The organism is Haloferax namakaokahaiae (genome assembly GCF_042663225.1).
Lineage (GTDB): Archaea > Halobacteriota > Halobacteria > Halobacteriales > Haloferacaceae > Haloferax > Haloferax namakaokahaiae.
The window spans coordinates 1,446,205-1,466,501 of the sequence record NZ_JBHTAA010000005.1; the positions used below are offsets into that span (position 1 = coordinate 1,446,205).

General features: G+C 63.3%; 24 protein-coding genes. 6 read left to right on the forward strand and 18 right to left on the reverse strand.

Annotated features, from left to right (window positions below):
- Positions 1-22: 22 nt before the first annotated feature.
- From ACFQJC_RS15265 to alaS, 10 genes are all read right to left on the reverse strand, one after another.
- Positions 23-1,090, reverse strand: coding sequence for a zinc-dependent alcohol dehydrogenase family protein (locus ACFQJC_RS15265; protein WP_390224958.1), 1,068 nt, complete (start codon positions 1,088-1,090; stop codon positions 23-25).
- A 174-nt stretch (positions 1,091-1,264) separates the two neighbouring features.
- Positions 1,265-1,717 (reverse strand): ferritin-like domain-containing protein, encoded by a 453-nt coding sequence (locus ACFQJC_RS15270; RefSeq protein ID WP_390224960.1) that lies wholly within the window; start codon positions 1,715-1,717, stop codon positions 1,265-1,267.
- A 64-nt stretch (positions 1,718-1,781) separates the two neighbouring features.
- Positions 1,782-2,153, reverse strand: a complete 372-nt coding sequence (locus ACFQJC_RS15275) for a VOC family protein (RefSeq protein WP_390224962.1) — start codon at positions 2,151-2,153, stop codon at positions 1,782-1,784.
- 70 nt (positions 2,154-2,223) lie between these two features.
- Positions 2,224-2,547: a 4Fe-4S dicluster domain-containing protein gene (locus ACFQJC_RS15280; protein WP_390224964.1), complete on the reverse strand. Its 324-nt coding sequence runs from the start codon at positions 2,545-2,547 to the stop codon at positions 2,224-2,226.
- Positions 2,548-2,668: 121 nt separating this feature from the next.
- Positions 2,669-2,959 (reverse strand): DUF7853 family protein, encoded by a 291-nt coding sequence (locus tag ACFQJC_RS15285; protein ID WP_390224966.1) that lies wholly within the window; start codon positions 2,957-2,959, stop codon positions 2,669-2,671.
- Between the two features lie 106 nt (positions 2,960-3,065).
- Positions 3,066-4,229, reverse strand: coding sequence for an acyl-CoA dehydrogenase family protein (locus ACFQJC_RS15290; protein WP_390224968.1), 1,164 nt, complete (start codon positions 4,227-4,229; stop codon positions 3,066-3,068).
- An 81-nt stretch (positions 4,230-4,310) separates the two neighbouring features.
- Entirely contained in the window at positions 4,311-5,015 is a 705-nt protein-coding gene (locus ACFQJC_RS15295) for a type 1 glutamine amidotransferase (protein WP_390224970.1), read from the reverse strand.
- Between the two features lie 74 nt (positions 5,016-5,089).
- Positions 5,090-5,866, reverse strand: coding sequence for an alpha/beta fold hydrolase (locus ACFQJC_RS15300; RefSeq protein WP_390224972.1), 777 nt, complete (start codon positions 5,864-5,866; stop codon positions 5,090-5,092).
- Between the two features lie 54 nt (positions 5,867-5,920).
- Positions 5,921-6,544, reverse strand: coding sequence for a DUF7504 family protein (locus ACFQJC_RS15305; protein ID WP_390224974.1), 624 nt, complete (start codon positions 6,542-6,544; stop codon positions 5,921-5,923).
- Positions 6,545-6,709: 165 nt separating this feature from the next.
- A complete protein-coding gene (gene alaS / locus ACFQJC_RS15310; RefSeq protein ID WP_390224976.1) occupies positions 6,710-9,478 on the reverse strand; it encodes an alanine--tRNA ligase in 2,769 nt (922 codons plus the stop codon).
- 123 nt (positions 9,479-9,601) lie between these two features.
- Here alaS and ACFQJC_RS15315 point away from each other — a divergent pair, with 123 nt between their 5' ends.
- Positions 9,602-10,087 carry a TspO/MBR family protein gene (locus tag ACFQJC_RS15315; RefSeq protein WP_390224978.1) on the forward strand — a complete coding sequence of 162 codons (486 nt, stop codon included), beginning with the start codon at positions 9,602-9,604 and terminating at the stop codon, positions 10,085-10,087.
- Positions 10,088-10,213: 126 nt separating this feature from the next.
- Positions 10,214-12,490 (forward strand): sensor histidine kinase, encoded by a 2,277-nt coding sequence (locus ACFQJC_RS15320; RefSeq protein WP_390224980.1) that lies wholly within the window; start codon positions 10,214-10,216, stop codon positions 12,488-12,490.
- Here ACFQJC_RS15320 and ACFQJC_RS15325 read toward each other — a convergent pair.
- Positions 12,487-13,473, reverse strand: a complete 987-nt coding sequence (locus ACFQJC_RS15325; RefSeq protein ID WP_390224982.1) for a replication factor C small subunit — start codon at positions 13,471-13,473, stop codon at positions 12,487-12,489. The two genes, ACFQJC_RS15320 and ACFQJC_RS15325, sit on opposite strands and share 4 nt — an antisense overlap.
- Positions 13,474-13,563: 90 nt before the next feature.
- On the reverse strand, positions 13,564-13,857 hold the full coding sequence (locus ACFQJC_RS15330; RefSeq protein ID WP_390224984.1) for a GYD domain-containing protein: 294 nt from the start codon (positions 13,855-13,857) through the stop codon (positions 13,564-13,566).
- A gap of 159 nt (positions 13,858-14,016) precedes the next feature.
- On the opposite strand from ACFQJC_RS15330, the gene samp2 reads away from it, so the two are divergent.
- The 3 genes from samp2 (at position 14,017) to ACFQJC_RS15345 (ending at position 15,106) form a co-directional block, all read left to right on the forward strand.
- Entirely contained in the window at positions 14,017-14,217 is a 201-nt protein-coding gene (gene samp2, locus ACFQJC_RS15335; RefSeq protein WP_390224986.1) for a ubiquitin-like small modifier protein SAMP2, read from the forward strand.
- 9 nt (positions 14,218-14,226) lie between these two features.
- A complete protein-coding gene (locus ACFQJC_RS15340; RefSeq protein ID WP_390224988.1) occupies positions 14,227-14,628 on the forward strand; it encodes a GNAT family N-acetyltransferase in 402 nt (133 codons plus the stop codon).
- A 109-nt stretch (positions 14,629-14,737) separates the two neighbouring features.
- Positions 14,738-15,106, forward strand: a complete 369-nt coding sequence (locus ACFQJC_RS15345; protein ID WP_390224990.1) for a winged helix-turn-helix domain-containing protein — start codon at positions 14,738-14,740, stop codon at positions 15,104-15,106.
- A gap of 20 nt (positions 15,107-15,126) precedes the next feature.
- Here the strand turns inward: ACFQJC_RS15345 and ACFQJC_RS15350 are convergent, their stop codons facing one another.
- From ACFQJC_RS15350 to larB, 4 genes are all read right to left on the reverse strand, one after another.
- Positions 15,127-16,500, reverse strand: a complete 1,374-nt coding sequence (locus ACFQJC_RS15350) for a phosphoglucomutase/phosphomannomutase family protein (RefSeq protein ID WP_390224992.1) — start codon at positions 16,498-16,500, stop codon at positions 15,127-15,129.
- Positions 16,501-16,535: 35 nt separating this feature from the next.
- Positions 16,536-16,775, reverse strand: coding sequence for a GIY-YIG nuclease family protein (locus ACFQJC_RS15355; protein WP_390224994.1), 240 nt, complete (start codon positions 16,773-16,775; stop codon positions 16,536-16,538).
- A 94-nt stretch (positions 16,776-16,869) separates the two neighbouring features.
- On the reverse strand, positions 16,870-17,019 hold the full coding sequence (locus ACFQJC_RS18280; protein WP_416838353.1) for a DUF7563 family protein: 150 nt from the start codon (positions 17,017-17,019) through the stop codon (positions 16,870-16,872).
- Positions 17,020-17,149: 130 nt separating this feature from the next.
- Positions 17,150-17,905, reverse strand: a complete 756-nt coding sequence (larB, locus tag ACFQJC_RS15360) for a nickel pincer cofactor biosynthesis protein LarB (protein ID WP_390224996.1) — start codon at positions 17,903-17,905, stop codon at positions 17,150-17,152.
- Between the two features lie 193 nt (positions 17,906-18,098).
- Between larB and ACFQJC_RS15365 the strand changes: the two genes are divergently transcribed.
- Positions 18,099-18,266: a DUF1931 domain-containing protein gene (locus ACFQJC_RS15365; RefSeq protein ID WP_390224998.1), complete on the forward strand. Its 168-nt coding sequence runs from the start codon at positions 18,099-18,101 to the stop codon at positions 18,264-18,266.
- Positions 18,267-18,320: 54 nt separating this feature from the next.
- Here the strand turns inward: ACFQJC_RS15365 and rpiA are convergent, their stop codons facing one another.
- Both rpiA and ACFQJC_RS15375 read right to left on the reverse strand, forming a co-directional pair.
- Positions 18,321-19,013, reverse strand: a complete 693-nt coding sequence (rpiA, locus tag ACFQJC_RS15370) for a ribose-5-phosphate isomerase RpiA (protein ID WP_390225000.1) — start codon at positions 19,011-19,013, stop codon at positions 18,321-18,323.
- A 51-nt stretch (positions 19,014-19,064) separates the two neighbouring features.
- Positions 19,065-20,189 (reverse strand): ORC1-type DNA replication protein, encoded by a 1,125-nt coding sequence (locus ACFQJC_RS15375; RefSeq protein ID WP_390225002.1) that lies wholly within the window; start codon positions 20,187-20,189, stop codon positions 19,065-19,067.
- Between the last annotated feature and the right edge of the window lie 108 nt (positions 20,190-20,297).

Here is a 20,297-nt window from a genome sequence, read left to right on the forward strand (position 1 = left end):
ACGCGTATTTTTCGCTATTCGTTCAGTTGGAGAACTCGTTACAGACCGGGATACCGAGCGTGTCGTAGTCGCTCATCGCGGCCAACTCGTCGGGTACCTGGTGGATGTCGATGGTCTTCTCGACGAGCGCCGTCGGGTCTATCTTCCCCGTCCGAATCATGTTGAGCATCTCGGGATACCGCGAGGGCTGTAACCCGAGCGAGCCGTAGAAGTCTATCTCCTTGGCGACGAACACGTCGGTCGGAAGCGGGACCATCCCCCGTTCTTCTGCCGTGGTGAGGCCGATTTGGACGTGGCGACCACCCTTGCGGAGGCTGTTCACCGCGTTCTGACAGGTGGTCTGGATACCGAGGGCGTCCACCGAAACGTCCGCGCCGCCGTCGGTGATGTCTCGTACTTCCTTCGCCGGGTCGGCGACGTCGCGGGCGTTCACCGTCTCGACGGCACCGAGGTCGCTTGCCTTGTCGAGTTTGTCGTCCATCAGGTCCACGGCGATGACGTTCGCGCCGAGTGCGTCGGCGATGTGGACCGCCGAGAGACCGATGCCGCCACACCCGTGGACGACGACGTCTTCGCCGTTTCCAACGTCGCCGCGGTGGGCCATCCCGTGGTAGGAGGTCATAAAGCGACAACCGATACCAGCGGCGGTGTCCGCGGAGATGTCGTCCGGGAGCGGAACGGCGTTGATGTCCGCGTTGGGGATGTGTACCTCCTCGGCGAACGCGCCGGGTGCCTCGTTCATGAAGCCGAGACCCACGTGGTTCTCACAGATGTTCTCGCGGCCGTTCCGACAGAGCGAGCACGTCCCGCACGCGAAGTTGAACGGGATGGCGATACTGTCGCCCTCGCTCACGTTCTCCACGTCGTCGCCGACTTCGACGACCGTTCCGCACGGTTCGTGGCCGAGGATGTGCGGCGGGTCGGGACGGTAGCCGAACCAGTCCCAGTCTCCTTGCCAACAGTGCCAGTCGCTCCGGCAGACGCCACATCCCTCGACCTTGGCGACGACGCCGTGCGGTTCGACTGTCGGTCTCTCTACGTCCTGTACTTCCAGCGGTTCTTGGAACTGCTCCAGTACGACTGCTTGCATCGCACCGGATAATCGGTCTATACTGAAAAATAATTGAATATCAATTGACACGAACGAACGATTCGGATTAACCGATGTTCGTGACGAATAATTGTCTGAACTTCCGTGTAACAGTACGCTCACCTCTCCGTACTGCACGTCGAGTGAAAATAGGAGTCGGACCGAACGGGCGCGTTATTCGCGGTCGTACTCTTTCTTGAAGCCGCGGAACTCAGTCCGGTGGGCTTCTTCGTCGGCGAGGATGGTCACCGCGAGGTCCTCGGTGACGGGGTCGTTGGCCTCCTCGGCCGCCTCGATGAGCGAGCGGTAGGTCTCGATTGCGTCTTCTTCGGCTTCGAGGACGCCGTTGATGACCGAGATGACGTTCGTGCTGTCTTCCGGCGGTTGGAGGTTGTGCTGGCGGGCTTCGAACGTCCCCGACCCCGGGGGCTTCTCGTCGAGTTGTTTGAGACGGTTCCCGAGCTGTTCGGCGTGGCCCAGCTCCTCTTGAATGTCCGCCTTGAGCGACTCCTTGATCTCCTCGGCCCGGACTCCGTCGAGGACGATGGAGTTCGTCATGTAGTTCATCACCGTTTCCAGTTCGTCATGATACGCGCGCTTCAACAGCGCAGTTACGTCCTCAGACATGGCACTCTGTTGTTGTGTCTCTGACCACAAATACCTGTTCGCCCCCGGCAGGAACGACCGCTTGTTAGATGTATTCGACCAGTTCGACCACGTAGCCGTCGGGGTCTTTCACGAACGCGGCGCGGGCGTCCGCGGGGTCGATGTCCGTCGGCGACATCACGACGTCGGGGTTCTCGGCCTCCAGAATCTCTTCGAAGGCTTGGTCGGCGCTCTCGACCGAAATTGCGACGTGGTCGATACCCGCCGGTTCGACTGCGTCGGTCGAAGTGGGGTCGTACTTCAGTTGGAGTTCCATGTCGGTGTCGTCGCTGCCGAGATAGACGTTCTGTACCCCGTCGAGTTCGAAGTCGTGGGTTCGTTCGAGTCCGAGGACGCGATAGAAGTCGAGCGTCGATTCGAGGTCCGAGACGACGAGCGCAGTGTGAATAAGTCCCATAGCACGAGCAACGCGAGCGAGGACAATAAACGGCGTCCTCCGGGCAGTTTTACGGAACGGGCGGGGAGACTCAGGCCTGCCGCGAGGCGTCCACGTCGATGGCATCGACGGGGCAGATATCGACACAGAGCATGCAGTCGATACACTGGTCTTCGTTGGTCGGTTCGACCTTCGTCTCGCTCACCGGGTGGCCCGGCGTATCGACCCACGTGAACACGTCAACGGGACAGTTTTCGAGACACGCGCCGTCGGCGTGACAGATGTCGTAATCGACGGCGACGTGCGTGCCGTGGATGCCGAGTTTCTCCGGGGGTTCGACGGGTCCCCAGACGGCGACTCCGTTTTCTTCGCCCGCTTGCTCGCGGTTCTGGTCGAAGTTCGGGTCGATAGCCATTTGGAGAACACTCTCCGCGGAGGGTACTAAAGCGTCTTCATGACGAGCGGTTAAACTCGAAGACGGCGAGGGGGCGACGAGACCGAATGAAAGGAAACGGAGGGCGGTTTGAAGGCGGTACTCAGGCTTTTGCAGCCTCGATATGGGCGAGCGCTCGCGCGACGTACTGCACGTCGCGGTCGGGCGCTTCGTCACGATAGTCGCAGAGTGTCTCTACGATGTAGTCGAGTTCTGCGCGGGTGAAATCTTCGTCGCCGGCTTCGACCCGCACGAGCAGGTCGGTCGCCGGCGTCGGCTCTTCGTCCTCGGTATACGCTCGCTCGAGGGCGTCGAGCAGTGCGGTGTGGACAACCCACGACTCTTCGAGTGAGAGGTCGAGGGGGGCTGGACGGTCTTGTGCCGAAGTAGTCATTGTGTGGTTCCGTGAGACGATACGGCCCCCAGGGTATATAGCTATGTGTATTGTTGGCACGCATCACACACAATGCCCAAAGCGCCCCGGTGAGTCGCTTCTGCGACTACTCGAAGGCCGGAATTCCCGTCAAATCGGCACCGAGGACGAGCGTGTGGATGTCGTCGGTTCCTTCGTAGGTGTAGACGGTTTCGATGTTGGCGAGGTGGCGCATCGGCGAGTAGTCCGTCGTGATGCCGTTGCCGCCGAGCATCTCACGGGCGGTGCGCGTCACGTCGCGGGCGACGCGAACGTTGTGTCGCTTGGCCATCGAGACGTGCTGGTGGCGGAGGTCACCGCGCTCTTTCAGGTCGGCGAGGCGGTAGGCCTGCAACTGGGCGTTCGTGATTTGGGTGGCCATCTCCGCAATCTTGCCCTGCTGGAGTTGGAAACGCGCGATTGGGCCGCCGAACTGGTCGCGGTTCTTCGAATATTCGAGCGCCGTCTCGAAGGCGTCACGGGCGGCACCGACGACGCCCCACGAGATGCCGTAGCGGGCTTGCGTGAGACACGACAGCGGGCCTTTCATGCCTTCGACACCGGGGAGGACGTTCTCCTCCGGAATCCACACGTCGTTGAGACCGATTTCGCCCGTCACCGACGCGCGCATCGAGAGTTTGTCGTCTATCTCGTTCGTCGTCACGCCGTCGCGGTCGGTCTCGACGAGGAAGCCGCGAACCGGCGAGTCCTCCGCGGAGGTGTCGCGGCCCCAGACGACCGCAACGTCGGCGATTGGGGAGTTCGTAATCCACGTCTTCGACCCGTTGAGGACGTAGCCGCCGTCGTCGCGCTCGGCGCGAGTCTGCATGCTCGCGGGGTCCGAACCGTGTTCGGGTTCCGTCAGGCCGAAACAGCCGACTTTCTCGCCGCTTCCGAGTGCCGGGAGCCACTTTTCTTTCTGTTCCTCGGAGCCGTAGGCGTGAATCGGATAGATGACGAGCGACCCCTGCACGCTGGCCATCGAGCGCAGGCCGGAATCGCCCGCTTCGAGTTCCTGCATCAGGAGACCGTAGGCGCGCTGGCCGAGTCCGGGAAGCCCGTAACCGTCGAGATTCGGCGCGTAGAACCCGAGTTCGCCCATCTCGGGGATGAGTTCGGTCGGGAACGTCCCGTTCTCGAAGTGCTCGCCAATGTCGGGTTTGACCTGCTCCTCGACGAATCGGCGGGCCTCGTCGCGGACCATCTTCTCTTCGCCCGTGAGGTCCGATTCGAGACCTAGATAATCGAGCATGATAGACCGTCCGGTTGGTGACGTGAAAAGCGATTCGCTCACCCGCGCCACGGCCGCGCCGGAGACCAGAAAGAGGGAGGCTCAGGCCGCAGATTCGACGGCTTCGGCGCGGACGCTCTCTACGTACGCGACGAAGTTGTCGAACAGACGCTTCGCCTCACAGGCCGCATCGAAGTTCTCGGCGGTGATGCCATCCAAAACCGACTGAATCTGCTCGTCCGGGAGGAAGTCTTTCGAACGTGCAATCTTCTCGGCCGTCTGCATGTCGTACTCGGGGTGGAACTGCACGCCGAAGGCGTGGTTTCGGCGGAAGGCGTGGACGCCGTACTCGTTCTCGGCCAGGAGGGTCGCACCCGGCGGGAGGTCCGTGACCACGTCACCGTGGGAGGTGAAGACGAGGAAGTCCTCGGAGATGCCCGAGAGGAGTTCGTCGTCGTCGGTCCGCGAGATGTGGCTGTAGCCGAGTTCGAAGTCGCCCATGTCTGCGACCGTTCCGCCGAGGGCTTCGGCGACGACCTGGTGGCCGAAACAGACGCCGAGAATCGGCAGGCCCCGCTCGTCGGCGTCGGCGACCCACGAGACGAGGTCCTGAATCCACTCGTCGTCCCAGTAGACCGACGACGAGGACCCGGTGACGACGACACCGTCGTAGTCGAAGTGCGCCGGGAGGTTCCCCTCGGTCACGTCGAACTCCGAGAGGTCGGCATCGAGTTCGCGGCGGAAGTTCCGAGGGGTGTTCGCGTCGGAGTGAGAGGCATCCAAGAAGGCAAACCGTGGTCTGGTCATTGAAACAATACAGACCGTTCGGTGCCAAAGGAGTTGCGCCCGAGACGGAATTAGCCGCTGTTGCAGACGCGCGTTCAGTCCTCGGTCTGGTCTTCGAGAAAGCCCACGAGCGCGTCGTTGACGAGGCGCGACCGTTCGACGGTGACGAGGTGGCGCGCGCCCTCGAACGACTGGAACTCGCCTCTCGGCAGTCCGTCTGCGAGTTCGTGGCCGCCTTCGGCGGGCCACACGGGGTCGTCCTCTCCGTGAAGCACGAGCGTCGGCGTCGTAATCTCGTACAGCGGGCCGGCGTCGAACGCTTCGATGGCGGCGGCCTGTGCGGCCCACGACCGCAACGACGCGTCCTCACTCGTGCGCCATTCGACGATTTGGTCGCACACGTCCGGGAACTCCTCGCGGAAGTCGTCGGAGAGCGCGGGCGCGAGCGACTCGCGGACCTCGCTCTCGTCGGCGGGGTTGCCGTAGAGCGGTTCCACGTCGAGGTCTGCCCCGGACGCGGCGGTGCCGACGACGGCGAGCGATTTCACTCGTGAAGTGGTTCGTGCGGCCTGTAGGCCGACCATGCCGCCCAGACCGAGACCGACGACGTGTGCCTTTCTGACGCCGGCGTCTGCGAGCACGGCGTTCAGGTCGTCGGCCATGGTGCCGATTCGATACGGGCCGTCTGGACTATCGGAGCGACCCGACCCGCGCACGTCCATTACGAGACTCTCGAACGGGCCAGCGAGCGCGGCGTGTTGCCATCCCCACTGCCACGCGCCGTAGCCCGCGTCGCCGACGAACACGACCGTCTCACCCTCCCCGTCGGCGTCGTAATAGAGACTGACGCCACCGTTGGTTGCCGTAGGCATGTCGCCGACTCGGCGAGCGACCGACTTAGGCGTGCCCGTCTCCGCCGTGGCCTGCTACCGGGTTCGAACCGACCACGCGGACGATGCGTGGCCGTTCGTGCGCTCGTCGGAGTCGTCAGAGTCGTCGGAGTCGTCGGGTTCCGCAATCGCGTCGAACAGCGACGCGAACGTGTAGACCGTCTGGTCATCCTGTGTCATCGGGTCGAGGTAGAACACGCCGCGGGCGTTCGAGGCGTCCAAGCGAACCGTGAGCGCGTGCAAGAATCGATACAGCGACTTGACCGAGACGTACTGGAGGAGAATCGTGAGCGAATCGACCACGACGAGGGGTCGAAGGTCCGATTCGTCGTCCCACGACGCCAGTTGCTCTGTCGCCTGCATCCCGATACCGGTCAACGCAGAGGGTGCGGTGACGTACGAGACGGAACCATCGTCGGCGGATTGGTCGGCACCGGACTCGGTGGTGATGAGCACGACGTCAGCCGGCCGAAACCCGATGTGTTGTTCCCAGTAGTCGGGACGGGGTGACGCTTGCGGCGAGAACGAAATCGCCAATAACGGCGTCTGCGACGGCGAGTCAACCTCGACGAGTTGCGAAACGTCGGCCGAACGGCCACTGCCGAGAACCAAGAGAGACTGGCAAGAAGTACGCTCATCGAGCAGTTCGCCCTGAATCATTGTCACCAACCAACACGTGTCGCCACTTATGTCTATCTGATGTAATTACGTAGAGCATACCACTAGAATTCCACACTAATACTATAGTCGAGCTGTCAAAAGTGGAGAATCGAAAGTTCGAGTCGGCGGTTCGAGTCCGGGGTGCGGGTCAGCGGTCCGAAGGCGTCAGGCGTTCAGGACGGTCCGGAGGATGTCGGGTGCCGCTTCGAGCGCGTCGTCGAGGGCGTCCACGTCGGGTCCGCCACCCTGTGCGAAGTCAGCAGGACCGCCGCCGCCGCCGCCGACTTTGCGGGCGAGTTGGCCGACGACTTCGCCGGCGTTGATGCCGACCCCGTCGGGGACGCCGACGACGAACTGGGCGCTGCCGCCCGCCGCAGACCCGAGGACGGCGACCGTTCCGTCTTCCACGAGCGCGTTCGCAGTCGCGCGGAGTTCGTCCGCGTCACCGTCGAGGCGCTGGACGACCGCAGACGCGCCTTCGATATCGATTTCGTCGGCACCCGCCGTCGCGCGAACCTCGGCGAGTTCGGTCTTGAGGCGGTCGATGGTCTTGCCGCGGGCCTTCCACTCGGTGAAGAAGCGCTCGGCCGTCGCCGGCACGTCTTCCCAGTTCACGTCGAGGATGTCGGAGGCGTCGTACAGGGCGTCTTCGGTGCGCTGGGTGGCTTCGATGGCGGCGTCACCGGCCGCGAAGACGACGCGCTCGACGCCGTCTTGGACGGGTTCGGTGGTCAGGACTTTGATGGAGCCGATGTCGCCGGTTCGCTTGACGTGGGTGCCACCGCAGGCCTGCACGTCGCTGCCGACGTGGATGAGGCGAATCTGCTCTCCCGGCGGGATGCCACCCTGATAGAGGTCGAAGCCGTGTTTCTTCTCGGCGTCGTGGCGGTCGGGCCACTCCTGTTTGACCGGGATGTTCTGCATCACGATGTCGTTGGCGACGAGTTCGATTCGCTTGACCTCCTCGCGGGTGATGCGCTCGTAGTGGGTCACGTCGAGACGCGAGCGGTCGGTCCCCTTCGAGGCACCGGCCTGCCGGATGTGGTCGCCGAGGACCTTCCGGATGGCGTGGCCGATGACGTGGGTCGCCGTGTGGTGTCGCATGAGGCGACGGCGGCGCTCCACGTCGAGTTGGCCGCGGACGAACTCGCCCTTGCCGGGGTCCTCGTCGGTGTGGTGGAGAATCACGTCGCCCTCGATTTGGACGTCGGTGACCTCCACGGTCACGTCGTCGGTCGAAATCGTCCCGTGGTCGGCGGGTTGGCCACCGCCCTCGGGGTAGAACATCGTCTGGTCGAGGACCACGTCGTAGCCCTCCTCGCGCTCGAACACGTCGAGGACGACGGCCTCGAACTCCGTTCGGTCCTGGTCGTCGTAGTAGAGTTTGTCCGTCTCCGGGAGGTCGGCCAGACGCTCGTCGCGCTCGGTCGTCTCCTCGCCGGCTTTGACCTGTTCGTGGCGGTCGGCGACCAGCGAGTAGAAGTCGTCCGGAATATCGACGGTCGCGCCGCGCTCCTCGGCGATTTCCTGTACCATGTCGGGTTGGATGCCGTGCGAGTCGTACAGTTCGATGAGTTCGTCCACGGGGATGGACTCCTCGCTCTCGGCGTAGTCGTCGGCGAGCTGGCGAACCCGGCGAGAGCCGCGTTTGAGCGTCTCACGGTACTTGCGCTCCTCGCTGCGGACGATGTCGCGGATGGTATCGCGGTTCTGGTAGTCCAGACGCTCGGCCTGCATGTCCACGAGTTCGTCGAGGGGCGCGTCGATGCCGACGTTGTCCACGAGGCGCTTCGTGCGTCGAAGCACCATCCGGGCGAGGTAGCCCGTGCCGACGTTCGAGGGGACGATGCCGTCGCCGAACATGTAGGCGAGGGTGCGGCAGTGGTCGGCGATGGCGTAGATGTCTTCGAGCGGGCGAAGCAGCGAGGTGAGTTCCTCCGAATCGACGCCGAGTTCGTCGGCGATTTCGGCGCGCGCCGTCGAGAGGTCGTCGATTTCGTCGATATCGAGGTTGCCCGACATCGTCGCCGCGCGGTGGATGAGTCGTTCTTCCTCGTCGGTGTGCTCGATGCCCGCGTTCTCCTTGAGGAACGCAATCATGTCGGGGTAGACGGCCTCGTACACCGTCGGGGTGCCCTGCGAGACCCACGTCCAGCGTTCGAGTCCGTAGCCGGTGTCCACGATGTACGTGTCCATCGGCGTGTAGGTGTTGCCGTCTTTGAGTTCGTACTCGCCGTCGGGGTCCTGCGTCATCGACATGAAGACGAGGGTGGCGAGTTCCGCGCCTCGGTAGAGAACTTCGAACGCAGGTCCGGCGTTGCCGCCGCCGACCCACGGGTCCTCGATGTAAGTGATCTCGGAGATGTCGGCACCCATCGACTCGAAGAACTCGTCGCAGAGGCGGACCGTCTCGTCTTTCCAGTAGACTTCGCCCTCGTAGGCGTATTGGTCGCCCGCTTCCTCACGGGCGTTGAAGGCGTGGTGGGCCATCATCTCGAAGGCCATCGTGTGACGGCCGGTCTTGCCCACGTTGTCGATGTCCTGCATGCGGATACAGGGTTGGGAGATGGTGAGCGGGTTGGCCGGCGGTGGCGTCTCGCCGGACGTGACGAGCGGCTGGAAATCGTAGATAGACGCCTGCGTCAAGAGCACGTCGTCGCGCCAGCGGTTCGCGGCGACCGGGTAGGGGTCGATGCGCTCGTGGTCGTGGTCCTCGAAGAACGAGAGGAACTTCTCGCGCATCTCTTCGAGCGTGTACTCCTCGTCGAATCCGGGGTTGTCGATGAACGTGTAGTCGTCGGCCGGCGGTTCGCCACAGGTCTCACGGTCTTCGTCTCGTGTCCAGAAGTACGCGCCCGTCACGGGGCACTGCTTCCGGTAGAAGCCTTCCTCCTCGAAATACTCGAGGCGGTACTCCTCTTCGAGTTCGCTCATTGCCCAACTCTGGTCTACCGTGAGGTAAAACAGTTCCGGGAAATGGCCGCAGACGCCCGGTTTTTGCGGTTTTTCACCGACACAACCGTGGCGCTCATCTTCGTTCCGACCGATTACTGCGGTATGGAACTGTCCGCTATTCGTCGGCGAGACGTGGCCGAACTCGTCGGGTGGGTCGTCCTCGCACAACTGGCCGGTCTCGTCGGAAGCGTCTTCACCGTCACCTCCATCGGGTCGTGGTACGACACGCTCGTTCGCCCCGAGTTCGCCCCGCCGAACTGGGTGTTCGGACCGGTGTGGACGACGCTGTTCGCACTGATGGGAGTGGCGGCGTTTCTCGTCTCGCAGTCGAACAGCCCACGCACTCGGCGGGCGCTCACCGTCTTCGGGGCGCAACTCGTCGTCAACGTCGCGTGGTCGGCGGCGTTCTTCGGCCTACAGTCGCCGGCGCTGGGATTGGTCGTCATCGTCGTCCTGCTCGGTGCGATTTGCCTGACGATGTGGGAGTTCGCACAGGTGGACCGCCGGGCGGCGCTCCTGCTCGTTCCCTACCTCGCGTGGGTGGCGTTCGCAACCGTCCTCAACTACGGCTTTTGGACGCTGAATTAACCGCGTAAAATTTCGAAGAGAGAATGTTGTGAAAAGGCGACGGTGGCCAGGTTGCGGCCGTTGAGCGGAGTCGTGTGCATGCCGCAACGGTTATGCTTAGCGTAACCGTGGGTTAGTGAGACAGACGTGCAAACAACCGAGAATATTGTTTTCGTAGACGACGCGCTTGCCGACGAGTTCGACTTCGGAGCAGGCGTCCGCGTGATACGCGAAGACGACCGCGAGACCACCTCGATGCCGGGGTGTGTGGTCGTGAGCGACCCGGGCGCGAGCGTGCCGTCCGACGTTCCGGTTGTGTTGTACACCGACGCCGACCCGAGCGAGGTTTCGAACCCGAATCGGTTCGACGCCTACGTGCCTGCCGGGGACCGAGAGGCCCTCGAAACGCAGGTTCGCTGGACGCTCGCACGACACGAACAGCAGACGAGCGAAGAGACCGAGCGAGTGGCCGAAAACACGCGACTCAAACAACTGTACGAAGGGACGACGAGCCTCGTCATGGCCCAGACGGTCGAGGAACTCTTCGAACGTGGTCTCGACCTCGCAGACCGGATTTTGGAGTTCGACAACACGTCGATTATCGTCGCCAACTCGGACGGACTCTACATCCGAGCGAGCAACTGCCGCAACGAAATCGAAGGGCCGATACCGCCGGACAAGGGTGTCCTCGGCTCGACGTATCAGAACGCGCGGTCGTACCTCGTCGGCGACGTTCACAGCCATCCGATTGCCGAACCGAGAGACCCGTCGTTTCGGTCGGCCGTCAGCGTCCCAATCGGCGACATAGGGGTCTTTCAGGCGATTTCGAATCAGACTGACGCGTACGACGAGACCGACCTCCGTCTCGCCGAGTTGCTCGCGTCGTACATCGCCGGAACGCACACGCGAATCGAGACGGAAAAACAAGTTCGGCAGGGCCGCGAGCAAATCGAACGCCTCCACCACGGAGCGGCGAGACTCGCGGCCGCGACGACGCTCGAAGAACTGTTCGAGCGAACCGTCCACGTCACCGACGACATTCTCGATTTCAACCTGAGTTACATCGGCGTCGTCGAAGACGACCACATCGTCCCGATGGCAATCTCTTCGGACGCCCCCGAAGACGGTGCCAAACGCATCTCGCTCGACGACGGCGGGGTCGCAGCGAAGACACATCTGACGGGGGAGACGAAACTCGTCTCGGACATGGCCACCGACAGTGACGCAAAGCCCGTCAAGCAGATGTATCGGTCCGGGCTGAGCGTTCCAATCGGCGATATCGCGGTGTTTCAGGCCACGTCGTACGTGCCGAACGCGTTCAGCCAGCGCGACGCCGAGTTGACCGAGTTGCTCATGGACCACGTCTCGGTGACCGCAGAGCGAATTCGCGCCGAGCGAAACCTCCGAGACGAGCGCGACCGACTCGGCGCGCTGTTCGAGCACATCTCGGATGCCGCGGTGGCCTACACAGTGTGCGACGACAGCGTGGAGGTCACGGAGACGAATCAGGTGTTCGAAGAGATGTTCGGGTACCGCGCCGACGACATCGCCGACACGAACCTCCTCAGTCGAATCTGCCCGGTCGGGCCGACGAGCGACCAACCTAACGAGGAACCGGCGACACCGCCCGAACTCCTCGTCGGACGCGGCGAGAGCTATCAGGGCGAGGTTCGACGCCAGACGAAGAACGGCTTCCGAGATTTCATCCTGAACGTCGTGCCGCTCTCGCCGGGCGAAGAACGCGGGGCAGGCTACGCCATCTACACCGATATCACCCACCGAAAGGCACGCGAACTCGAACTAGAGCGCCAGAACGAACGGCTCGAAGAGTTCGCCAACATCGTCAGCCACGACCTGCGAAACCCCCTCGGCGTGGCTCGCGGCAACCTCGAACTCGCCCGCGAGACGGGCGACGACGACCGCTTCGACACCGCAGCGAACGCGCTCGACCGAATGGAGGTGCTCATCGACGACTTACTCTCGCTCGCTCGACGCGGGCAACTCGTCGGTGACACGGCGAGCGTGTCGCTCGAACGCATCGCCAAGCGCGCGTGGATGACCACCGAAACCTCCGATGCGACGCTCGAAGTCGCCGACAGCGTGACTATCGACGCCGACCCGGACCGGTTGGCCGAACTCCTTGCGAACCTGTTCCGAAACGCGGTCAAACACGCCGGCGACGACGTTCAGGTCACGGTCGGCAAACGCGACGATTGCGCGGGGTTCTACGTCGAAGACGACGGCCCGGGAATCGAACCCGACCGCCGACGCGACGTGTTCCAACCCGGAGAGACCTCCGGCAACGACGGCATCGGCTACGGACTCGCAATCGTCCAGTCGATTGCCGACGCCCACGGCTGGACGTGTATCGTGACCGACGGCAAAACGGGTGGTGCGCGGTTCGAGTTCGAGACGGGACGTTAGTTCTCCGAGAGAGCGAGTGAGGCGAGCAGTGCTTCGAGTTGCACCTGTTCGTTCGCGCCCTCGGAGATTCGGTAGTCGGCTTCGCCGATGCGCTCCATCAGTTGCACGGCGGTTCGCTCGTCGAGGTCGAAGTCCCAGACGGCGCGGTGGAGTTGGTCGATGATGTCGCCGCCGGCCATCCCTGTATCGACGATGAGCGTCTCCAGTTTCTTGCGTGCGGTCGTGAACTCGCCGTCGATAGCCGCCTGCACCATCTCCTCGATGTCCTCCGGGCGAGCGGTCGCGGTGATCATGTAGACGGCTTCCTCGTCCACGACTTCGCCCGTCGTCGCGGCCGCTTGCAGGGAGTTGATGGCCCGTCGCATGTCGCCGCTGGCGGCGTAGACGAGCGCGTCGAGTCCGTCGTCGGTGAGTTCGATACCCTCCGCTTCGGCGATATCGCGGGTCTGATTGGCGATTGCTTCGTCGCCGAGCGGCGAGAAGCGGAACACCGCACACCGCGACTGGATGGGGTCGATAATCTTCGAGGAGTAGTTGCACGAGAGGATGAATCGCGTCTTGTCGGAGAACTCCTCCATCGTGCGGCGCAGCGCCGACTGGGCGTCGTTCGTCAGCGAGTCGGCCTCGTCGAGGAAGATGATGGTGTAGCCGCGTTCGGGGTTGAACGACGAGCGCGCGAAGTTCTTGATTCGGTCGCGCACCACGTCGATACCGCGCTCGTCGGAGGCGTTGAGTTCGAGGAAGTTACCGCGCCAGTTGTCGCCGTAGAGGGCGCGGGCAATCGCGGTTGCAGAGGTGGTCTTGCCGACGCCCGCCGGGCCTGCGAAGAGCAGGTGAGGGAGTTCGTCGCGCTCGATGTAGCTCCGGAGACGTTCGACGATCGCCTCTTGCCCGTACACGTCGTCCAGCGTCTGCGGTCGGTACTTCTCGATCCAGATTTCACGACCCGTCGGGGCGTCGCCCGACTCCGCGGCCTCGCTCATAGCACACGAAGAGTGCGCCCGGCACATAAACCGTCCGAGACGACTCCGAACCGGCGAAAAATCACGAGGTGCGACGCCGATACGACGACCTCAGGGCAGGTTTGCGATGAGGTCGCGGTAGTCGTCTTCGGGCCACGCCTTCAGCGTCTCGCCCGCGACGGCACCGGTCTGACCGATTCTGAGAATCGCCTTCGCCGCGGCGTCGTCGTCCGGGAACTCGGCCACCGTCACGAGGTCGTACTGTCCCATCGTGAGGTAGAACTCGTGTAGTTCGCCACCGAGCGACTCCATGAGGTCGATGGCAGAATCGAGTCGGTCCGGACTCTCGTCTATCTTGGCCATTCCGTCCTGTGTGTAGTTCCAGAGGGTGACGTACGTCGGCATTGTCGTGACTCTCCTGCGCCCGTAGCCGTCTACTGACGCTCATAATTGTTGTTCAGCTGTCAGAATAAAGGCTCACATCACCCGCGTTTCGAGACGGTTTCGGCGGCGAGAGAGTCACGAGGCGACGGACTGAAATCTCCGCCCGTCCCACGCCAGACCATGAACGTCACCGTCGAAGTCGTCGGCGAGGAGACCCACGAACTCACCGTGGACGACGACGGCACCTACGCCGACCTCGTGAAGGCCGTCGATTTGAGTCCCCACGAGGTGTCCGTGCTCGTAGACGGCCGCCCCGTCCCCGAAGACCAACCCATCGAAGTGGACTACGTCAAAGTGCTGCGACTCATCAAAGGGGGATAGCTCGTTTCGATGGACAGACCGACCGTCCGAGTCGGCGACTCCGACGACTTTCTCGACGTGATGCGCATCCTCGACGCCGGATTGCTCGAAGCCGAGGCGGCCGAGGTTCGGGCGAAACTCGATGCGGGCGACTGTCTCGTCGGCGACGATTCGGGCCGCGTCGTCGGCGCGCTCGTCCTCGACGGCGACGAAATCGACGCGGTGGCCGTCTCGCCGAGTCGTCGCGGACGCGGAGTCGGGTCGGTGTTGGTCGAGGCGGCGGCCGAGCGACGAGACCGACTCGTCGCCGAGTTCGACGCCGGCGTACGACCGTTCTACGAGGCGCTCGGGTTCACTGTCGAGCGCGCCGGCGAGAGCGAAGACGAGAGCGGATTCGAGCGATTTCGTGGCGTCCGTGACGAGTCTCGGTGACGGACCGTCGGTCTCACGAGGACGTGACGACACGAAGAACTCTCATGGATAGTGTTAACAACCGACACAGAGATAATCACTCCCAAACAAGTACCGACTGGTCGAACCAATGGGAGAGCGAGACGAACATCCACACATCCTCGGCGATTGGGACCGCGTCTTCGATGCGCTCGCGGACCCGGCGCGGCGATACCTTATCCAGTATCTCCACGCCCGTGAGACACCGGTCTCGCTGACCGAACTCACGGCCGCGCTCGCGGGGCGTGTGCTGGACATTCCACCGAATCAAGTCGATACACGAACCAAAGAACGAACGGCGGTCGGCGTCGTCGAAGAACACTTACCGAAACTCGAAGCGGCGAACTTGGTGTCTGTCTCGCGGGAGACGGTCACGCTCACCGAGCACGCCGAACAGTTGCCGCTGTTCACCTCGACGTATCGCGGCGTCGTCAGGCCGCGCGAGGAGAACGAGGGGTAGCCAACGAGTCGTCGCGGCGGTCAGACGAGCGGTTCGACGAGCACAGCGCCCGCTTCGAGGAGTTCCGCGACGCCTTCTTCACTGCTTCCTTCGGCGTAGACGCGAAGCTTCGGCTCCGTCCCCGAGGGGCGGACGAGGAGCCACGACCCGTCTTCGAGGAGGAGTTTGAACCCGTCGATGGTGACGACCTTGGCGATTTCGCGGCCGGCGACCGTCTCGGGGAGTTCGCCCTCCAGGTCCGAGAGGACGCGCGCTTTCTCGGAGTCGGGGCAGTCGATGCTTATCTTGTCGGCGACGATTTCGCCGTGTTCGTCGGCGATTCGGTCGAGTCGGGCGTCGAACGGCTCTTCGGCGGCGACGGAGGCCGCGAGCAGGCCCATGAGCACGCCGTCTTTCTCGCGGACGTGCCCGCGGATGGAGAAGCCGCCCGACTCTTCGCCGCCCATGAGCGCCTCGTGCTCGCGCATCCCGTCGGCGACCCACTTGAAGCCGACAGCCGTCTCGAAGACTTCCTCACCGTGAGCTTCGGCGATGCGGTCGATGAGGAACGTGGTCGAGACCGTCCGAATCGCCGGGCCGGAGTCGGATTCGAGGAGGTAGTCGTAGACGGCGGCGAAAAAGAGGTTCTCGTCGAGGACGCCCCGGTCGGGCGTTGCGATAGCGAGGCGGTCGGCGTCGCCGTCGTTGGCGACACCGAGATCCGCGTCGTGTTCCTCGATGGCGTCGGCGAGGGCTTCGAGGTTCTCGGCCGACGGTTCGGGTGACTTCCCGCCGAAGGTCGGGTCGCGCTCGCAGTGGAGGCGAACGACCTCTGCACCCGCGGCTTCGAGGAGTGCGTCGGTGACGCCGCGGCCGCTGCCGTGCATGGCGTCGTAGACGACGGTGAGGTCCGAGAGGTCGCTCCCGACGAGGTCCATCGCGTGGTCGGCGTGGGGCGAGACGAGGTCCACGCGCTCGATAGTTCCGCGCTCGGACTCGGGGAGCAAGTCGGGTTCGGCGAGGCGGTCGGCGACGGCGTCCGTGACTTCGGGGAGCGCAGGGGCACCGTCAGACGGGATGAACTTCACGCCGTTGTACTCCGGCGGGTTGTGGGAAGCCGTCACCATGAGCGCCCCCGACAGGCCGCGCTCGACGATGTTGTAGGCGACGAGCGGCGTCGGGCAGTCGCGCTCGGGGAGCAAGACGTCGAACCCGTTGCCTGCGATGACTTCCGCCAGCGATTCGGCGAACCCGGGCGAGGTTTCGCGTGCGTCGTAGCCGACGAGCACGGGGTCGGTGTAACCCTCGTCGGCGAGGTACGTCGAGACGGCCTGTCCGACGATGCGGACGCGGTCGTCGGTGAACGTGTCTAAGGTCGCGCGCCACCCATCGGTCCCGAAAGCAATCTGGTCCATACTCGAACCTCACCGGCGCACGTCAAAAAACTACGTTACGACTCTGCGAGCCGTCGTTTCTTCCGCGTCGAGAGCTGCTTGATTTCGTACTCTCTGGACATCGCCGCCGACTTCGACTCGAAGGTCTCGACGTGGACGAGTTCGACGGGCGTTCGGCCGCGTGTGTACTTCGCGCCCGACCCGTCGTTGTGCTCGGAGACGCGTCGCTCGACGTCCGTGGTGTATCCTGTATAGAGCGAGCCGTCGCTACACTCGACCATGTAGACGAAATGCACGAGAAAGTGGTTCAAGTCCGAGGAGATGAATCCTCCGCTCGAACTCGTGCATTCGGTGTTGGCTTCGCGTGGTGGTCTTTTGCCGCTTCAGTGGTCATGCAGTGCGGGCACGTTGCCGCGCGACTTCCGCGATACCCGCGTTCGCCGAACAGTTTGGACAGGCAAGGACTTGCCCGTGCTTGTCGGCGAACACGCGTGCGAAGCGCTCGGAGACGTGTGACCCGCAGTGGTCACATACTGGCATTGTTGGTATCCGGCAGCCACCAAGCCGGTAATTTGTTCTAGAGACGCCTACGCATATAGAAGCTTCGCGCGTGTGCGTGCGCACGAGAACCGGTCGATTTTCTGACCTGAAAGTGGACGAATGCTAGAAATCAGTCGTCGCGGGCGTCGGCGACGGCGCGAGCGATGAGTCCGGCTTGTGCACCGGCGATGTAGCCCGCATCGACGTTCACCACCGAGAGGACGGTACAGGACTGAATCATCCCCAGCATGGCGGCCTCGCCGTCACCACCGTGGCCGTAGCCAGTCGAGACGGGGAGACCGATAACGGGCGTGTTGACCAGTCCTGCGACGACGGTCGGAAGTGCGCCTTCGCGCCCCGCGGCGACGATGAGCACGTCCATCTCGCGGAGCGTTTCGAGGTGGTCGAGGACGCGTCCGAGGTGGGCGACGCCGACGTCTTCGATTCGTTCGGTCGAGGCACCCATCTCGCGGAGTACGGCAGCGGCCTCGCCGGCCGCCTCGGCGTCGGAAGTGCCACCCGTGACGATACCGACAGACGCGTCGATGGTCGGGCGCTCGAATCCCGGTTCGGTGGCGACGATGGTTCGCGCTCGGGGGTCGCTGTCGATGTCGGCGTCGGAGAGCATCGCTTTCACGGCGTCCACGTGGGCGTGAGAGGCACGAGTGATGAGTGCCCGACCACTGGTTTCGACTGCGGCCGCCGCGAGTGTCGCCGTCTCGTCTGGCGTCTTTCCCTCTGCGAGAATCGCTTCCGGGACGCCACGACGCGTCTCACGGGCGGCGTCGAACCGACCGGCACCCGTCGTCGTGTACCCTGCGAGTTTGGCTTCTGCTTCGGCAGGCGAAAGCTCCCCAGACGCTACGGCGTCGAGAATGTCGCGCATGGCCGTCTGTTGACCCGAGCGTACTCATACCCGTCGTTCTCGTGTCGATATCGCGTTGTGGACCAGATAGATATATAAGGGAGTATTCTCTCAGGAATTTCGTCGTTAGATAAGCGCCATAACCGGCGAATACGGCACTAGGCAGCAAAAATATAGAAACGTTTATTAAAGGTCCTTCGGAAAGGAATCATGTATGGCAGACCTCATTGTCAAGGCAGCCGTCAAGGAAGCGCTTCAGGACAAAAACGTGGCCTCGGACTTCTACGACGCACTCGACGAGGAAGTGAAGGAACTTCTCGACGACGCTGCACGACGTGCAGAAGAGAACGACCGGAAGACGGTCCAGCCCCGCGACCTGTAAACCGGTTTAAAAACTACTCCTATTTATCGCAGACTGCAGAGCGATAGCGACCGACTAGAACTCGACGACATCGACGCCGTCAGCGGTGCCGACGTAGACCACGTCTGCGAGACCGACGAAGATGCCGTGTTCGACCACGCCCGGAATCGCCGACAGTGCGGTCGCCAGCGACTCCGAGTCCGAAATCTCGCCGAAGTCACAGTCGAGGACCAGATTTCCGTTATCGGTGACGACTGGTCCGTCTTTTCGCTCTGCACGACGGAGCACCGGGTCGCCACCGAGGTCCGAAACCGCCGCCGAAACCGTCGTTCTGGCCGTCGGCAGGACTTCGACCGGAATCGAGTGCGAGAGCGTCTCGGCCAGTTTCGACGGGTCGGCGACGACGTGGAACTCGTCGGCGAACGCATCGACGATTTTCTCCCGGGCGTGGGCCGCGCCGCCGCCTTTCACGAGCGCGCCGTCGCTCGTCGCAACTTGATCTGCCCCGTCGATAGCGAGGTCGATAGCCGAAATCTCGTCGAGCGAGGCGAGCGGGATTCCCGCTTCGCGGGCGAGTTCGCGGGCGGCAAAGGAGGTGGGAACGCCGCGGATATCCAGTCCTGACCCGACGAGGTCACCGAGTTTGCGGATTGCGAAAGCGGTCGTACTGCCGGTTCCGAGACCCACGACCATCCCATCTTCGACCGATTCGACGGCAGCGAGCGCCGCTCGACGCTTCTGTTCGTCGGTTCCACCAGTGGTCTTCATGCGCGAATCGACTGCGGCGACGAGTAAAAAGGGACCCGACTCTTCGCCCGCTCAGAGGCGGTCTAACACCGCGTCGGCGTCGTAGGTCAGCGAGATAGACCGGGTTCGCCCGCGACCCTCGATTTCGGTGTAGCGGGCCTCGATGATACCGAGTTGGTCGAGTTTGTTCACGAGTTCGGAGTAGCGCGTGTAGCCCAGTCCGGTCTCTTCGTGGAACACCTCGAACACCTCGCCGGCGCGCTCGCCGTTGCACTCGGCGACGACGCGGACGAGTTCGCGCTCCGGGTCCGAAAGCCCGCGGAGCACCCGCGAGAGGTGGACGTACTTCGACTTGTCGTAGGCCGCCTCGACGTCCTCCAAATCGACGGTTCGGGAGGCGCGCATCTCGGCGTGGAGACCGGCACGGCGGAGCAAGTCGATGCCGACCCGAAGGTCGCCGCTATCGGCGGTCAGTTCGGCGATACGGTCGATTTCGGGGTCGCCGACCACGTCGTCGTGGAAGCCGCGTCTGGCGCGTCCGCGGAGGATGTCGAAAATCTCGTCCACGTCGTACCGCGGGAAGAACACCTCTTCGGGGCGGAAGACGCTCTGGACGCGCCCGTCGAGTTCGTCGATAACGTCGAGCGAGAGGTCCGAGGAGATGATGATGACGCCGATGCGCGCGCCGCTGTGGGCCTCGTGGGCCCGGAGAAGCGAGTAGAGCGTATCGGAGGCCTCGTTCTCGTAGAAGAGGTAGTTCACGTCGTCCAGTGCGACGACGAGCACCTCGTCGTCTTCGACGAGTCGGTCGGTAATCTGCCCGAACAGCTTCTTGAACGAAATCCCAGAAGAAGGGGGTTCGTACTCGAAGATGTGTTCGAAGACGCGCGAGAACACGGCATAACGCGTCGAATCGACCTGGCAGTTCACGCGAACGGTTCGAACGCCCGACTGGACGCCCAACTCGCCGAAGAGCTTCTGTACGGCCGTGGTTTTACCCGTCCCTGGCGGGCCACGAACCATCGTATTCAGGGGACGCGAACCGCGAACGGCGGGCCTGAGCGCGTACTTCAGGCTTTGAAGCTGTGTCTCGCGGTGGTTGAACGTCTCCGGGACGAAGTCTATCTCGAAGACGTGTTCGTCGCGGAACACCGTCTCGTCCCACGACAGCATCCCCTCCTCGGGGTCCTCCCTCATCGACTAGAATACAACGCGCGGGGGACTTAATCGTTTACCGGGTGGTGTCCGACGAGAGTCAGACAGCGAGGGGCTTCTAGCGAGTTGCTACGGGCAGTTCAGCCAATC

Bases quoted from the DNA above. Each gene is read 5' to 3' on its own strand.
- ACFQJC_RS15265 (WP_390224958.1), bottom strand. From the start codon at position 1,090: ATGCAAGCAGTCGTACTGGAGCAGTTCCAAGAACCGCTGGAAGTACAG.
- ACFQJC_RS15270 (WP_390224960.1), bottom strand. From the start codon at position 1,717: ATGTCTGAGGACGTAACTGCGCTGTTGAAGCGCGCGTATCATGACGAA.
- ACFQJC_RS15275 (WP_390224962.1), bottom strand. From the start codon at position 2,153: ATGGGACTTATTCACACTGCGCTCGTCGTCTCGGACCTCGAATCGACG.
- ACFQJC_RS15280 (WP_390224964.1), bottom strand. From the start codon at position 2,547: ATGGCTATCGACCCGAACTTCGACCAGAACCGCGAGCAAGCGGGCGAA.
- ACFQJC_RS15285 (WP_390224966.1), bottom strand. From the start codon at position 2,959: ATGACTACTTCGGCACAAGACCGTCCAGCCCCCCTCGACCTCTCACTC.
- ACFQJC_RS15290 (WP_390224968.1), bottom strand. From the start codon at position 4,229: ATGCTCGATTATCTAGGTCTCGAATCGGACCTCACGGGCGAAGAGAAG.
- ACFQJC_RS15295 (WP_390224970.1), bottom strand. From the start codon at position 5,015: ATGACCAGACCACGGTTTGCCTTCTTGGATGCCTCTCACTCCGACGCG.
- ACFQJC_RS15300 (WP_390224972.1), bottom strand. From the start codon at position 5,866: ATGCCTACGGCAACCAACGGTGGCGTCAGTCTCTATTACGACGCCGAC.
- ACFQJC_RS15305 (WP_390224974.1), bottom strand. From the start codon at position 6,544: ATGATTCAGGGCGAACTGCTCGATGAGCGTACTTCTTGCCAGTCTCTC.
- alaS (WP_390224976.1), bottom strand. From the start codon at position 9,478: ATGAGCGAACTCGAAGAGGAGTACCGCCTCGAGTATTTCGAGGAGGAA.
- ACFQJC_RS15315 (WP_390224978.1), top strand. From the start codon at position 9,602: ATGGAACTGTCCGCTATTCGTCGGCGAGACGTGGCCGAACTCGTCGGG.
- ACFQJC_RS15325 (WP_390224982.1), bottom strand. From the start codon at position 13,473: ATGAGCGAGGCCGCGGAGTCGGGCGACGCCCCGACGGGTCGTGAAATC.
- ACFQJC_RS15330 (WP_390224984.1), bottom strand. From the start codon at position 13,857: ATGCCGACGTACGTCACCCTCTGGAACTACACACAGGACGGAATGGCC.
- samp2 (WP_390224986.1), top strand. From the start codon at position 14,017: ATGAACGTCACCGTCGAAGTCGTCGGCGAGGAGACCCACGAACTCACC.
- ACFQJC_RS15340 (WP_390224988.1), top strand. From the start codon at position 14,227: ATGGACAGACCGACCGTCCGAGTCGGCGACTCCGACGACTTTCTCGAC.
- ACFQJC_RS15345 (WP_390224990.1), top strand. From the start codon at position 14,738: ATGGGAGAGCGAGACGAACATCCACACATCCTCGGCGATTGGGACCGC.
- ACFQJC_RS15350 (WP_390224992.1), bottom strand. From the start codon at position 16,500: ATGGACCAGATTGCTTTCGGGACCGATGGGTGGCGCGCGACCTTAGAC.
- ACFQJC_RS18280 (WP_416838353.1), bottom strand. From the start codon at position 17,019: ATGCCAGTATGTGACCACTGCGGGTCACACGTCTCCGAGCGCTTCGCA.
- larB (WP_390224996.1), bottom strand. From the start codon at position 17,905: ATGCGCGACATTCTCGACGCCGTAGCGTCTGGGGAGCTTTCGCCTGCC.
- ACFQJC_RS15365 (WP_390224998.1), top strand. From the start codon at position 18,099: ATGGCAGACCTCATTGTCAAGGCAGCCGTCAAGGAAGCGCTTCAGGAC.
- rpiA (WP_390225000.1), bottom strand. From the start codon at position 19,013: ATGAAGACCACTGGTGGAACCGACGAACAGAAGCGTCGAGCGGCGCTC.
- ACFQJC_RS15375 (WP_390225002.1), bottom strand. From the start codon at position 20,189: ATGAGGGAGGACCCCGAGGAGGGGATGCTGTCGTGGGACGAGACGGTG.